Origin of the sequence: Kitasatospora sp. NPDC018619 (genome assembly GCF_044391605.1) — a bacterium.
Classification (GTDB): Bacteria; Actinomycetota; Actinomycetes; order Streptomycetales; family Streptomycetaceae; genus Kitasatospora.
In genome coordinates, this window is sequence record NZ_JBISAI010000007.1 from 84,597 (window position 1) to 97,597 (window position 13,001).

Below are 13,001 nucleotides of genomic sequence, written 5' to 3' on the forward strand. Positions count from 1 at the left end.
GCCGAAGGTGCCGTTGAGTGGGTCGGCGCGGTGGCAGGCCGCGCAGCGCAGGCGGGTCTAGATCGCCACCGCGCCCATGAAGACGTCCTCGCGCCCGTCGGCCGGGGAGGCGGAGGAGGCGGGCCCCCCGCAGTCCAGGCAGACCCGGTGCGGGCGGGCCGCGACGGAGCAGGCGCGGCAGATCAGGTGGGTCGGGTGCTCGGCGTGCACGACGACGGGCTGCGGCCCGCCGTACAGCAGGTGGTCGCACCAGGTGCAGGACTCGTCCTGCTGCGACGCCGGCATCCGGGCCCGGGTCTCCCGCTGCCACTTCGCGGCCTGCTGCAGCCGCACCCGGACGGGCGGGCCCCAGCCGGAGGCGGTCAGCCACTGGGCGCCCTCCGCCCCGGCGCCCCGCAGCTGGTCGCCGACGGCGATGTCCTTGGGGGTCTTCTCTTTCACGCGGCTCTCCTCCGGTGCACTTCCGGAGGGACAACTCTCCTCCGGTGCACTTCCGGAGGGACGACGCGGCCGGGCCGCCGCCGGACACGCCGCCCAGGGGGGCGCGGTGCCGGGCGGCACCGGGCGACGTGCCGGCTCCGGCGCCGGCTCAGAGGATCGGCTCGGTGTCCCCGTGGGCGACGAGCAGCTTGCGCAGCAGCGCGTCGAGCCGGGCGCGCTCCTGCGCGTCGAGCGCGGAGAGGATGCGCTCCTCGTTGCGCACGTGGCCGGCCAGCGCCCCGTCGATCAGCTCCTTGCCGGCCGGGGTGAGGCGGACCAGGACGGCCCGGCGGTCGGTCGGGCAGGGGTTGCGCTCGACGAGGCCCTTGGCGGAGAGCCGGTCGACCCGGTTGGTGATGGCCCCGGAGGTCACCATCGCCGACTTGAGCAGCGCGCGGGCGTTGAGCTCGTACGGCTCGCCCGAGCGGCGCAGGGTGGCCAGCACGTCGAACTCGGAGGAGTCCAGGCCGCAGGCGGTGAAGTACTCGCGCAGGGCGTTGTCGACCCGGACGCTGAGCCGTCGCAGCCGGCCGATCAGGGCCATCGGCGCGGCGTCCAGGTCCGGGCGGGCCCGGGCCCACTGCTCGACGATGTCGTCCACGGTGTCGCGCTGCTGCATGTCCGCCGTCCCTCCGAAGCCGCTGTCCCCGACCGTCCACTCGATGGAGATATCTTAACATTCACATACTTGACGTTCGCAGATCCTCGGCGTAGAAATTATCTCAACGTTCAGATAATCAACGTTCAGGGGGACGTCATGGACCGCAAGCGCGCAGGGATCGCCGCCGCCGCCGCTCTCGCCCCGGCCGCGTGGGGCACCACCTACCTCGTCACCACCCAGCTGCTGCCCGAGGGCCGCCCGCTGCTGCTCGCCGTGCTCCGTGCGCTCCCGGCCGGACTGCTCCTGCTGCTGATCGGCCGCCGACTTCCCAAGGGGCGCTGGTGGGGGCGCGCGGCCGTGCTCGGGATGCTCAACATCGGCTTGTTCTTCCCGCTGATGTTCGCCGGCGCCTACCGCCTGCCCGGCGGCGTCGCCGCCACCATCGGGGCGATCCAGCCGCTGCTCGTCGCCGGGTTCTCGATCGGCGTGCTGCGGGTGCGGCCCGGGCGGCGGGCGGTGGCCGCCGGGCTGGTCGGGGTCGGCGGAGTGGCGCTGCTGGTGCTCAAGAGCGGCGCCCGGCTGGACGGTGTCGGGATCGCCGCGATGGTCGCCGGGACCTCGCTGATGGCCATGGGCACCGTCCTGACCCGCCGCTGGGGCCGCCCCGAGGGCGCCACCCTGCTCGACCTCACCGCCTGGCAGCTGCTGGCCAGCTCGGTGTTCCTGGTGCCGCTCGCCGCCCTGGTCGAGGGCGCGCCGCCGGCCCTGAGCGCCGCCAACCTGGCCGGCTTCGCCTACCTCGGCCTGTTCGGCACCGCACTGGCCTACTCGCTCTGGTTCCGCGGCATCGAGCAGCTGGGCGCCGGGCCGGCCTCCTTCCTGGGCCTGATCAACCCGGTCGTCGCCACCGTCGGCGGCCTGCTCGTCCTCGGCCAGACCCTCACCCCCTGGCAGGTCCTCGGCCTGCTCCTCGCCCTCGCCGCCATGCTCGCCGGCCAGGCCCCCGCCCGCCGCACCCCGACCCCGGCCCCGGCACAGGCCCAGGGCCAGGCGCCGGCCGCCGTCCCCACCCCGGCCGAGACCCCCGCCCCTCGCCCCGAACCCGCCGCCACCGCCGCCCGCTGACCCCTCCCGCACACCTTCGAGCCCCGCCGGGCGGACCCGGCGGGGCTCGGAAGTGTGCGCCGCCCGGGGTCAGCCGGTGGCGCGGATGTAGATGTCGGCGGCGCCCGGGAGGCCGCCGGGGATGGTGGCGACGTAGATGCGGCGGGCGGCGGAGGAGCGGGCGGGCAGGCCGGTCGGGCTCGGGCCGGGCACCCAGGTCGGGCTGGGCGCGGCCGTGTCGGGCGCGGGGGCGGCCGGCGCGGCGGACTCGTCCGGCACGGGCTCCGGGTCCTCGCCGTCGTCGTCGGCCTGGTCCGGGGCGAGGGCGGGAGCGGCGGCCGGGACACCGGACGGGTCCTCGGCCTCGGGGCCGCCGGGCTCCGGTGCGGGGCCCTCGGCGGGGGTGGCGGAGGGGGAGGGCGTGGCGGGCGGCGGCAGCGGGGACGCGGGGAGCTCCGGGGCCTCGGCCGGCTCGTCGCCGCCGAGGGCGGCGTGCAGGTCGGCCGGGAGCGGGGCGGCCGGGCCGGGCGCGGGCAGGTCGTAGGCGCTGAGGAAGTCGCCGAGGCCCGGGGCCCGGCCGCCGCCCAGGCGGTAGTGCAGGTAGGCGACCGGGGCGCCGTCCGAGGTGTGGGTGTAGACGGCGCCGACCGGGACGTAGAAGCGGCCGACGCCGGGGTGCTGCGAGGGGTGGAGGCCGGCCAGGCGTTCGGCGCGGTCGCGGTCGGTCTCGCGCCCGGTGCTGCCGGCGGTGAGCGCGTTGACGCCGCGCACCACGAGGGCGGCGGCGACGGACACGCAGAGCACCAGCCCGACGGCGACGGTTCGGCGCAGGACGGGGCGGCCGTGCAGGGCGGGCCAGGAGTCGGCCACCGTGCGCTCGGGTGGGATGGAGTCCACGGTCGGCTTGCTCCCCGTTCGGTCGGACCGCTCGTTCGGGACGTCCGGTCAGCACACCTGGTCGAGGTGCCCGGCCCGGACGTCACACTCTGCTCGACGTGGCACGGTAGCCCAGAGTTCCTCAGCTGGGGTAGGCGGGGGCGACCGCGGCCCCGGTGACCAGCGCCGCGCTGCCCGAGCCGTCCGCCGGGACGCTCCACAGGTCGGCGCCGTAGTCGCCGGGCAGGGCGTACAGCAGGGTGCCGTCGCCGGACCAGAGCGCCTGGTCGTCGATGTTGCGCTGCTCGGCGGTGGCGGTCTCGGCCATGGTGGCGAGGTCGAGCACGTACAGTCGCCACGGGGCGTCGGCGGGCAGGCCGGGGACGCGCTTCTTGTACGCGACGCGGGTGCCGTCCGGCGAGAGCGAGGGGCACTCGACGTTGTCGTGCAGCGTGGTGAGGGTGCGGGCGGCGAGGTCGCCGCGGACGAGGTGGGTCCGACCGGCGCTGGCGAGGGTGGCGTAGAAGGTGGTGTCGTCGGCGAAGGTGACGCCCCAGATGTTGATGTCGTGCGCCTGGTACGGGCGGCCGTCCAGGACGACCGCGAAGTCCTCCAGGTTCTCCCGCAGGTTCCAGTCCCGGACGTCCACGATCGAGGTGCGGGTGGAGAAGTCGCTGCCCGCGTACGAGTCGCCGCTGACGAAGACCGTCCAGGCGGCGAGGTGCCCGGACGGCGAGACCCGGGAGCGGGTGGGGATGCCGGCCGCCGGGAAGGAGCGCAGCTCGCGCAGGTGGTCGTCCAGGACGACGGCGCGGTAGGTGTCCTCCAGGGCGCCGTGCCGGGCCTGGAGGCAGATGCCGGTGCCGGCGGCGGCGTGGAAGCGCAGGCACTGGACGCCGGAGGCGGTGCGCGGGCCGTTGGGGCGGTCGGCGGCGACGGCGGTGACCTCGTCCCGGTGCGGGCCCCAGGCCATGTTGCGGAAGAGCAGCTGCCGTCCGCCGCCCTGCGCCCGGAGCGACACCGGCCCGGACTCGACCGAGGGGCCGCCGGGCTGGGCCTGGTCCCGGCGGGCGGTGCGGTCGGCGGCCTGGAGCACGGCGCCGGTGCCGACCGCGCCGAGCAGCACGACGGCGACCAGCAGGATGATCACCCTGGTCCGGTTGCGCAGGTTCATCGGGTCTCCTCCGGGGTCGTCCGGTCGACGGGTTCCGCGGCGGCTCCGGACGGGGCCCGGGTGGCCGCGGACGGGGCGCCGGCGGCCACGTGCGGGGCGCCCGCGGACGGGCGCAGCACCGCCGCCGCACCGAGCACGCACAGCGCCAGCGCGCCCGCCGACCAGCCCAGCGCCGCCGGGCCGCCGACCGCTCCCCACAGCGCGCCGAACAGCAGCGAGCAGGCGAACCGGGCCAGCGCCTGCCCGGTTCCGACCAGGGCGAGGCCCGCGCCGCGCTGCTCGGCGGGTACGGCGTCGGCGGCCGCCGCGGCGAGCACGCCGTCGGTGGCCGCGTAGAAGGCACCGTGCAGCAGGAGCACCCCGAGCACCGCCGGCAGCCCGCGCAGCGGCGAGAGCAGCAGCCCGTACGCGAGCAGCAGCACCCCGTGCCCGGCGAGGAAGAGCCGGTGGCGGCCGATCCGGTCGGCGAGCGCCCCGAGCGGGACGGCGAGCAGCAGGAAGGCCGTGGCGGTGCCCAGCGGCAGCAGCGGGAACAGGCCCACGGGCAGGTCCAACCGGCGCTGGACGAGCAGGTAGAGGAACGAGTCGCTGACGGTGGTGAGGCCGAGCAGGACGGCGCAGAGCGTGAGCCGGCGCAGCCCCGGCAGCCGCAGCAGCGCGAGGCTCGCGCGCGGCGAGGGGGCGGCGGCCGACGGGGCGTCGCCCTGCTGCCGGTTCGGTACGAACAGCAGCAGGACCAGCACGCCGAGCGCCGCGACGCACGAGCTGACCGTGAACACCGCGTCGTAGCCGTGCCGTTCCCCGCCGTCGGCGAGCAGCGGGCCGCCGGCCAGCCGCAGCACCAGGAAGGCGGTGAGCGGGCCGAGCAGGGCCCCGGCGGTGTCCATCGCCCGGTGCACCCCGAACGCCCGGCCGCGGTGGGCGGGTTCGGCGGCGAGCGAGATCATCGCGTCCCGGGGTGCGGTGCGCAGGCCCTTGCCGGTGCGGTCGACGGCGATCACGGCGCCGATCAGCGGCACGGTGTGGACGAGCAGCAGCAGCGGCCGGCACAGCGCGGACAGCCCGTAGCCGACGGCGGCGACGGCCTTGTGGCGGGCGGCGCCGTCGCGGCCGCGGCGGTCCGAGAGGTGGCCGCCGACCAGCCGGACCAGGGCGCTGAAGCCGTTCTGGATGCCGTCGAGCAGGCCGAAGCCGAGCGGGGACAGCCCCAGGCCGGTGAGCAGGTAGAGCGGGAGGACGGCGGTGACCATCTCGGAGGAGACGTCGGTGACCAGGCTGACCGTGCCCAGGGCGAGGACCGCTCCGGGCACGGCCGCCCGCCGCCCCGGCCCGGCGGCCGGACCGGCGGGTGCGGGGGCGGAAGCGGGGCCCGGGGCGGCGGCGGGGGCCGGCCCGACGGGCGCCTTCGAGCTGCGGGAGTCCGCGACGTACACGGGCGTCAGTTCCAGATTCCGGTGATGTCGGCGGCGTCCGCGGAGTGGCCCGCGTGGGCGTTGACCCCGGCGAGGTCCTCCAGGGTGTGCAGCACGTCGTAGTGGTTGTAGCCGGTGGCGGTGGCGCTGCCGGGCGCGACGTGGGCCCCGTAGACCAGGGTGGGGATGCGGTTGCCGGACAGCTTGTCGTCCTCGTCGAAGGTGAGCAGGAGCAGGCTGTTGTGGCTCTTCGCCCACTGCGCGTACCCGTCGAGGTTGGCCTGGAGCCAGGAGTCGCCGGTGTCGACGGAGCAGTCGTGCATGTCGTCGCAGAGGTCCGGGACGACGAAGGAGACCTTCGGCAGGGTGCTGTAGTCGCTCGGGAACGCGTCCATGCCGTACGCGCTGGAGGTGGGCACGTTGCCGAAGCCGAACCACGGGTTGTGCTTCTGCGCGTAGCCGCCGCTGCGGCAGTCGGTGGCGCCGGGGGCGGGCAGGCCCTCGTTGTAGCTGGCCCAGGACTGGCCGGCGCCGATCAGCTCGGACGCGAGGTTGGGCTGCTGCAGGGCGCCGACGTCCACGCAGCCGTCGTCGACGATGCCCTGGGAGCTGCCGGAGAACAGCATGTAGTAGTCGGGCTGGCTGGGGTGGGTGAGGGCGTGGGACTGGGTGAGCGTCGCGCCGCCGGCCACCAGGGTGCCGTTGACGTACGGGGCCTCGGAGCTGCCGATCACCTGGCCGTAGGCGTGGTTCTCCATGACGACGACGACCACGTGGTCCGGCGCGGGCAGCCCGGCGGCGGTGTCGGCGGCCGCGTCGCCGCCGGCGGCCCAGAGGCCGAGCGGGCCGGCGGCCAGGCCGAGGCCGGCGGCCAGCGCGGTGAGCGGGCGGCGGGGGCCACGGCGGCGGCTGGGGCTGCTGGGGCTGCCGGGGCGGCGGCGAGGGGCGCGGAGTCGTGCGAAGGCCATGACGTCCTCCGGATGTCGGGGCTTCCTGGCGGGAGCGCCCAGAACAGTAGGAGCGCGGCAGTGTCGTGTACCGCACAACTCAGGTGAAGAACAGGCGAACAGCTGCCGCGCCGGCCCCGGACGCGCGGCGCCCCGGCCCCGGACGCGCGGCGTCGGACGTCACACCCGCCCCGATTGACCCGTTCCGGCCGGGCGTGGTGGGATCACCGGAGCTTGGGACGAAAGGGTGCGGCACGTGAGCGGACTGGTCGCCGTCGCCCCCCGCACCCTGGTGGTCGGGATCGGCGCGAGCAGCGGCGCCGGGCGCACCGAGGTGCTGCGGCTGCTGACGGACACCCTCCGGGAGGCCGGGCTGGCCCGCTCCGCGGTGGCCCGGCTGGCCACCGTGACCGGCCGGGCGGACCACCCGGCGGTGCGCTGGGCGGCCGGGCGCCTCACCGGCGTGCCGGTGGACGAGCATCCGCCCGAGGCGCTGGCGGGCGTGCCGGTGCCCAACCCCTCCCCCGTGGTCGGGGCGGCCGTCGGCACCGCGAGCGTGGCCGAGGCGGCGGCGCTGGCGAGCGCGCCGGGCGGCCGGCTCGTGGTCGCCAAGCGGAAGTCGGCCCGGGCCACGGTGGCGGTCGCCCGGGCGGCGGCGGTCCCCGGACGGCTCGCCCTGCTCGACCTCGGCCCGCGCGACCTCGGCCCGAGCGGCGCCGATCGGCTCCCCTCCGGCCCCGCTCGGGTACGGGCGGAGCTGCGGAGCGCCTCGGCGGTGGTGGGCACGCCCGCGGCCGTCCGGGCGGTGGCCGGCGTGCTGCGGCCGGGCACCCGGCGGATCGCGGTGCCGGGCCCCGGCCCCGCGCCGTCGCCCGACCGCACCGCGACGGCCGTCGCGCTCGCCTCCCACGGCCACGCCGTCGTGCTCCTCACCCTCGGCGACGACGCCCCGGGGCCCGCGGCACCGCCACCGCCACCCGGGCCGTACGAGCTGTACCGCGTCCGCCTCCGGCCCTGACCAGCCCTGCCACCACCCCTGCCACCAGCCGGCACCACCCGGTACGAACCGCACCACCCGGACCACCCGGACCACCAGCGAGGAGCCCCCGTGACCACCCCCGAACCCGACCTGCGCCACCACGGCGACGCCGAGGTGCGCGCCGACGGGCTCGGCCTGGTCGACCTCGCCGTCAACGTCCGCACCGGCACTCCCCCCGCCTGGCTGCGCGAGCGCCTCGCCGCCACCCTCGGCGACCTCGCCGCCTACCCCGACCAGAGCGCCGCGCGCGCCGCGGTGGCCGCCCGGCACGCCCGCCCGGTCGGGGAGGTGCTGCTCACCTCGGGGGCCGCGGAGGCCTTCGTCCTGCTGGCCAGGGTACTGACGCCCCGTCACATCGCTGTCGTGCACCCGCAGTTCACCGAGCCGGAGGCCGCGCTCCGGGACGCCGGGCACCGGGTGCACCGGGTGCTGCTCTCCCCCGGGGACGGCTTCCGGTTGGGCGCCGTCCCGGAGGAGGCGGACCTGGTCGTCCTCGGCAACCCGACCAACCCGACCTCCGTGCTGCACCCCGCCGGGGCCGTCGCCGCGCTGGCCCGGCCGGGGCGCACCCTGGTGGTGGACGAGGCGTTCATGGACACCGTCCCCGGCGAGCGGGAGTCCCTGGCCTCCGTCCGGGACCTGCCCGGCCGGGTCGTCGTGCTGCGCAGCCTCACCAAGACCTGGGGCCTGGCCGGGCTGCGGATCGGCTACGTGCTCGGGCCCGCCCCGCTGATCGCCGAGCTCGGCGCCGCCCAGCCGCTCTGGCCGGTCTCCACCCCGGCCCTGGCCGCGGCCGAGGCGTGCAGCGGCCCGGCCGCGCTCGCCGAGGCGGACCGGGCGGCGGCCGAACTGGCCCTGTGGCGGGCGCACCTGGTGAAGGGCCTGGCCGCCTTCCGCTCGGTCCGGCTGTACGGCGAACCGGCCGCCTCGTTCGTCCTGGTGCGGCTGCCGGAGGCGGCGGCGGTCCGGCAGCGGCTGCGCGAGCACGGCTTCGCCGTCCGGCGCGGGGACACCTTCCCCGGCCTGGGCGAGGAGTGGCTGCGGATCGCCGTCCGGGACGAGGCCACCACCGACCGCTTCCTCGACGCGCTCGCGGCCGTGCTCGACCCGGCCTGACCCCCCGCGCAGACCGGGGCCGCGCCCGCCCCGGGACGAAGCGGCCCCTGCCCGGCAGGCGCCGGAGCAGCAGGATCCGGGCTCAGTCCAGCACGAGCCGGTCCCCGGTCCGCACCGTGCCGGGCACCAGCACCCGCGCGTACACCCCCGCGCAGGGCAGCGCCGGCATGCCCTCCAGCGGCACCACCCGGTTCCGCTCCGCCGGGACGCGCAGCGCCTCGGGGCGGCGCGGCAGCGGCCCGTGCCGCAGGGTGGGGACGGCGCACCGCGGGGTGGGGGCGAGGATCCGCAGCCGCAGCGTCGGCCCGATCGCCAACTCCCGCCCCACCCAGGCGTTCTCGACGAACCCGTCGCCCTCGGTGCGCACCACCAGGTTGGGCCGGTAGCGCTCGGCCTCGCAGCCGGTGGCGCGCAGCGTCGAGGTGGTGACCAGGTGCAGCGGCGCGAAGTCGAAGAAGCCGCCGTCCGGTGCGGCGCGGCCCAACTCCTGGACGGTGAAGGCGGTTTCGGCCGCGATGCCGCGGGCCGGCACCTCCTCCGGCACGGCGCGCTCGACGGTCGCGCCGGGCGGGCGCTCGCCGATCAGCGCGACCTCGCGGCCGAGCGCCCCGGACAGCTCCCGCTCGTCCGCGCCGCGCCCGTCCGGGCCGGTGACCGCCACGCCGCCGTCCGGCGTGGTCCTGGCCGCGTAGCCGAGCAGTCCGGCCCACAGCCGGGGGAGCTTGGCGCTGGCCACCCGGCCGGTGGCCAGGTCGAGCAGGGCCCGCCCGCGGTCCCCGGCCAGCCCCCGGACGGTCACCTCGGCCCGGTCCAGTTCCTCGCCGAGCAGGCCCTTCACCGGGTAGCGCCGCAGCCGTTCGACGGTGCCGTCCACCCGCCCGCCCTCCGTCGCCCCGCTCACCGTTCCTCCTCCTCGGCCCACTCGCGCAGGGCCGCGAAGTGCAGCTCCCGCAGGCCGGTCCGCGGGTCCACCCACAGGGCCAGTCCCGGTCCGGGGTGGTGCGCCTCGATCCAGGCGATGTCCTGCGGGCCCAGCTCGTCGTCCACCCAGGCGAACGGGCGCCCGGCCGCCCAGGCGACCACGTCCCTGGTCTTCCAGTGCAACCCGTCCGGATCCGTGCCGAACAGGTCGGACCAGCGGATGTACGGGAGCTCTGGCAGCCCGATGACCGGGCCGACGAAGGTGTTCGCCTCGTCCATCCAGGTGGTCGCCCACACCAGGTCGTACGGCAGCCCCAGCAGCTGCGCACCGTGCCGCGGGTTCAGCCGCACCGTGAGCGGCTCCACCTGCTCGGGCGGGAGCGGCGCGTGGCGCGCCACCCACGACGCGGGCAGCATCCGGTGCGTCCGGTACCCCGCGGGGCCGCCCTGCCCGGCCGCGGCGTAGGGGTTGAGCGGTCCGTCCACGTCGAGGAGGAGCAGCGGCCGCCCGATCACGCGGCCGCCGCCCACTCCCGCAGCCTGGCGAAGTCGTCGGCGAGCAGGCCGATCCCGGGGTCGACGTGCAGGGCGAGCGCCGGCCCGGGGTGGTGGGCGGCGATCCACTCCTCGTCCTGGGGGCCGAACTCGTCGTCCACCCAGACGAACGGGCGCCCGGCCGCCCAGGCGACCACGTCCCTGGTCTTCCAGTGCAGCCCGTCCGGATCCGTGCCGAACAGGTCGGACCAGCGGATGTACGGGAGCTCGGGCAGCCCGATGACCGGGCCGATGAAGGTGTTGGCGTCCCCCATCCACCCGGTGGCCCACACCAGTTCGTACGGCAGCCCCAGCAGCTCCGCGCCGTGCGCGGGGTTGAGCCGGACCCGCAGCGGCTTGACCCGTGTGGCGGGGGGCTTGGCGTGCCGGGCGCGCGTCGCCTGCCGGGCCCGGGCCGCGGCCAGGTGCTCCTGCTTGGCCACCCACCAGGCAGGGCGCAGCCGGTGGGTGGCGTAGCCCTCGGGCCTCCGCTTCGGCGCGGCGTAGGGGTTGAGCGGTCCGTCCACGTCGAGGAGGAGCAGGGGCTGCTGGGTCATGCCATGAATTCTCGGCCGGGGGGAGGTGCTTGACCAGCGGGTTGCAGGTCACGATCGGGCGCCGCACCAGGGGCTCCGGGCACGACCGGCAGGCCCGCACCGGGGGCTGCGGGTCTCGCGGGCGCAGCGGGCCTCACGGGCGCTCCCACAGGTTGCGGGCGGCGAGCAGCGGGAGCACGCCCTCGCCGAACCAGTACGCCTCCTCCAGGTGCGGCATCCCGCTCAGCACGAACTCGTCGATGCCCAGCCCGTGGTACTCGCAGACCAGGTCCGCGACCTCCCGGTGGCTGCCGACCAGCGCGGTGCCCGCCCCGCCGCGCAGCAGTCCGATGCCGGCCCACAGGCCGGGGTGCACCTCCAGCCGCCGGGCCGAGCCGCCGTGCAGCGCGAGCATCCGCCGCTGCCCCTCCGACTCGCTCTCGGCCAGGGCCCGTTGGGTCTCCCGCACCCGGTCCGGGTCCATCGCGGCGAGCAGCCGCTCGGTCTCCGCCCAGGCCTGCGCGGCGGTGTCCCGGGTGATCACGTGCAGCCGGATGCCGAAGCGGACGCTCCGGCCGCGGGCGGCGGCCAGTTCGCGGATCCAGCGGATCTTCTCCCGGACCTGGGCGGGCGGTTCGCCCCAGGTCAGGTAGACGTCCGCGGCCCGGGCGGCGACCTCGCCGGCGGCCGGGGAGGAGCCGCCGAAGTACACCGTCGGCACCGGGTCGGGCAGCCGGTTCAGCCGGGCCCCCTCGACGCGCAGGTGCGGCCCGTGGTGGTCGACCGTCTCCCCCGCCCACAGCCGCCGGGTGATGTCCAGGAACTCGCCGGTCCGCGCGTACCGGGCGTCCTTGTCCAGGAAGTCCCCGTAGGCGCGCTGCTCGGCGGACTCCCCGCCGGTCACCACGTTGAGCAGCAGCCGCCCGCCGGACTGCCGCTGGTAGGTCGCGGCCATCTGCGCGGCGAGCGTCGGGCTGATCTGCCCGGGGCGGAACGCCACCAGGTACTTCAGCCGTTCGGTCACCTGGGTGAGCATCGCGGTGGTCAGCCAGGCGTCCTCGCACCAGGCGCCGGTCGGCGTGAGCACCCCCTCGAAGCCCAGCTGCTCGGCGCTGCGGGCGATCTGGCCGAGGTAGCCGATGCTCGGCGGGCGGTCCGAGCCGGCCGTGCCGGGTGTGGAGCCGTGCCCGCCGCCGACGATCAGCCGGCTGTCGCCGTTGGTGGGGAGGAACCAGTGGAAGGTGAGAGCCATGGACGGACACGCTCCTGGGGCCGGTGCTGCCTGTGGTCGGTGGACGGAACCCTCCGACGGCGACATCCGGCGGCCCAGACCCGGCCCAGGTCCACGTGCAGTCGGCGCACGAGGCGGGGGCGGTCCGGAGCGGTCACGGACCGATTCTCCGGGACGGCCCCCGCCCGTTCAAGACCCGCCCGCCCGTTCAAGACCCGCCCGGGCGTGAAGCCGGGCCCGGCTTCACGGCCGACCCGGCTTCACGGCCGGGCCCGACCCCGTGTCCTGCCCGGTCGGCGTCCGTCCGCTCCGGGCGCCCCCTCGCCTACCGCGCCACCCAGGGGGTCCAGCTGCCGTCGGTGTCCCGGGCCCGGCTCCAGTTCCGGCCGTCGGCGCCGGGCACGTCGATGCGGAAGGCGCCGCCCGCGGTCTGCGCGGTGATCTCGACCTTGCCGGCCATGTTGCCGCCGAGGGAGGTCCAGTCGGTCATCCTGGTGGAGTTGGCGATCGTCGAGCGCGTGAACACCGCGTGGTTGGTGCCGACCACCAGGATCAGCCGGGTGCCGTCCCGGGAGGTGAAGAAGGTCGATCCGCTGCCGTAGGGGCCGCCGCAGTAGAACTTGCCGCCGAACTGCGGGTCGCCGCAGGTCGTGACGGTCGAGGCGTTCCCGCTCCCGGAGCCGCCCGGATCGGCGGCGAGGCTCCGGACCGTGCCCGGCGTGCCCGCCCCGGAGGCCGGGTGGCCGGTGGCGGCCGAGGCGGGGGCCGCGGCCAGGGTGAGGCCCGCGAGGACGACGGTGGACACGAGGGCCACCTTGGACTTCTTCATGCGCGCTCCTGACTGGACGGTTCGGGCCGGAGGCCGACCGGTCGGCGGGGACGCGCCCCGGCGGCCGCTCCGCTGGCCCTCACCGGTAGCAACGGCGGCCCCGGGCGGCCGAGTTCAACCGTCCGCCGACGGATTTCCGGCCGCCGGACGAACGACCGCCGGGCCTCCCCCACGGATGGCGGGGAGGCCCGGCGGGATGCT

14 protein-coding genes are annotated in these 13,001 nt (G+C 76.7%); 3 read left to right on the plus strand and 11 right to left on the minus strand.

Going from position 1 to position 13,001, the window contains the following annotated elements; translation table 11 throughout:
- Window positions 1-57 precede the first annotated feature (57 nt).
- Together ACH5AR_RS13010 and ACH5AR_RS13015 are read right to left on the minus strand one after the other, a co-directional pair.
- Complete coding sequence (locus tag ACH5AR_RS13010) at window positions 58-441, minus strand: hypothetical protein (RefSeq protein WP_396301442.1); 384 nt, start codon at window positions 439-441, stop codon at window positions 58-60.
- Between the two features lie 148 nt (window positions 442-589).
- Window positions 590-1,099 carry a MarR family winged helix-turn-helix transcriptional regulator gene (locus ACH5AR_RS13015; protein ID WP_396301443.1) on the minus strand — a complete coding sequence of 170 codons (510 nt, stop codon included), beginning with the start codon at window positions 1,097-1,099 and terminating at the stop codon, window positions 590-592.
- 138 nt (window positions 1,100-1,237) lie between these two features.
- Here ACH5AR_RS13015 and ACH5AR_RS13020 point away from each other — a divergent pair, with 138 nt between their 5' ends.
- Window positions 1,238-2,206 carry an EamA family transporter gene (locus tag ACH5AR_RS13020; RefSeq protein WP_396301444.1) on the plus strand — a complete coding sequence of 323 codons (969 nt, stop codon included), beginning with the start codon at window positions 1,238-1,240 and terminating at the stop codon, window positions 2,204-2,206.
- 69 nt (window positions 2,207-2,275) lie between these two features.
- Here ACH5AR_RS13020 and ACH5AR_RS13025 read toward each other — a convergent pair whose 3' ends face one another.
- From ACH5AR_RS13025 to ACH5AR_RS13040, 4 genes are all read right to left on the minus strand, one after another.
- A complete protein-coding gene (locus tag ACH5AR_RS13025; RefSeq protein WP_396301445.1) occupies window positions 2,276-3,082 on the minus strand; it encodes a hypothetical protein in 807 nt (268 codons plus the stop codon).
- A gap of 121 nt (window positions 3,083-3,203) precedes the next feature.
- On the minus strand, window positions 3,204-4,235 hold the full coding sequence (locus tag ACH5AR_RS13030; RefSeq protein WP_396301446.1) for a TolB family protein: 1,032 nt from the start codon (window positions 4,233-4,235) through the stop codon (window positions 3,204-3,206).
- Window positions 4,232-5,668 (minus strand): MFS transporter, encoded by a 1,437-nt coding sequence (locus ACH5AR_RS13035; RefSeq protein WP_396301447.1) that lies wholly within the window; start codon window positions 5,666-5,668, stop codon window positions 4,232-4,234. Before ACH5AR_RS13035 ends, ACH5AR_RS13030 begins: the two co-directional genes overlap by 4 nt.
- Window positions 5,669-5,673: 5 nt before the next feature.
- Window positions 5,674-6,615: an alkaline phosphatase family protein gene (locus tag ACH5AR_RS13040; protein ID WP_396301448.1), complete on the minus strand. Its 942-nt coding sequence runs from the start codon at window positions 6,613-6,615 to the stop codon at window positions 5,674-5,676.
- A gap of 235 nt (window positions 6,616-6,850) precedes the next feature.
- Between ACH5AR_RS13040 and ACH5AR_RS13045 the strand changes: the two genes are divergently transcribed.
- Window positions 6,851-7,612 (plus strand): cobalamin biosynthesis protein, encoded by a 762-nt coding sequence (locus tag ACH5AR_RS13045; protein WP_396301449.1) that lies wholly within the window; start codon window positions 6,851-6,853, stop codon window positions 7,610-7,612.
- 18 nt (window positions 7,613-7,630) lie between these two features.
- Window positions 7,631-8,749, plus strand: coding sequence for an Rv2231c family pyridoxal phosphate-dependent protein CobC (gene cobC, locus ACH5AR_RS13050; RefSeq protein ID WP_396301663.1), 1,119 nt, complete (start codon window positions 7,631-7,633; stop codon window positions 8,747-8,749).
- Between the two features lie 82 nt (window positions 8,750-8,831).
- Here the strand turns inward: cobC and ACH5AR_RS13055 are convergent, their stop codons facing one another.
- The 5 genes from ACH5AR_RS13055 to ACH5AR_RS13075 all read right to left on the minus strand — a co-directional run bounded on the left by ACH5AR_RS13055 (window position 8,832) and on the right by ACH5AR_RS13075 (window position 12,800).
- Window positions 8,832-9,650: an MOSC domain-containing protein gene (locus ACH5AR_RS13055; RefSeq protein WP_396301450.1), complete on the minus strand. Its 819-nt coding sequence runs from the start codon at window positions 9,648-9,650 to the stop codon at window positions 8,832-8,834.
- Window positions 9,647-10,186 carry a hypothetical protein gene (locus ACH5AR_RS13060; protein ID WP_396301664.1) on the minus strand — a complete coding sequence of 180 codons (540 nt, stop codon included), beginning with the start codon at window positions 10,184-10,186 and terminating at the stop codon, window positions 9,647-9,649. Before ACH5AR_RS13060 ends, ACH5AR_RS13055 begins: the two co-directional genes overlap by 4 nt.
- On the minus strand, window positions 10,183-10,761 hold the full coding sequence (locus ACH5AR_RS13065) for a hypothetical protein (RefSeq protein WP_396301451.1): 579 nt from the start codon (window positions 10,759-10,761) through the stop codon (window positions 10,183-10,185). The genes ACH5AR_RS13060 and ACH5AR_RS13065 overlap by 4 nt, the downstream gene beginning before the upstream one ends.
- 133 nt (window positions 10,762-10,894) lie before the next feature.
- Window positions 10,895-11,992, minus strand: coding sequence for an LLM class flavin-dependent oxidoreductase (locus tag ACH5AR_RS13070; protein WP_396301452.1), 1,098 nt, complete (start codon window positions 11,990-11,992; stop codon window positions 10,895-10,897).
- Between the two features lie 304 nt (window positions 11,993-12,296).
- Window positions 12,297-12,800, minus strand: coding sequence for a hypothetical protein (locus tag ACH5AR_RS13075; protein WP_396301453.1), 504 nt, complete (start codon window positions 12,798-12,800; stop codon window positions 12,297-12,299).
- Window positions 12,801-13,001 lie beyond the last annotated feature (201 nt).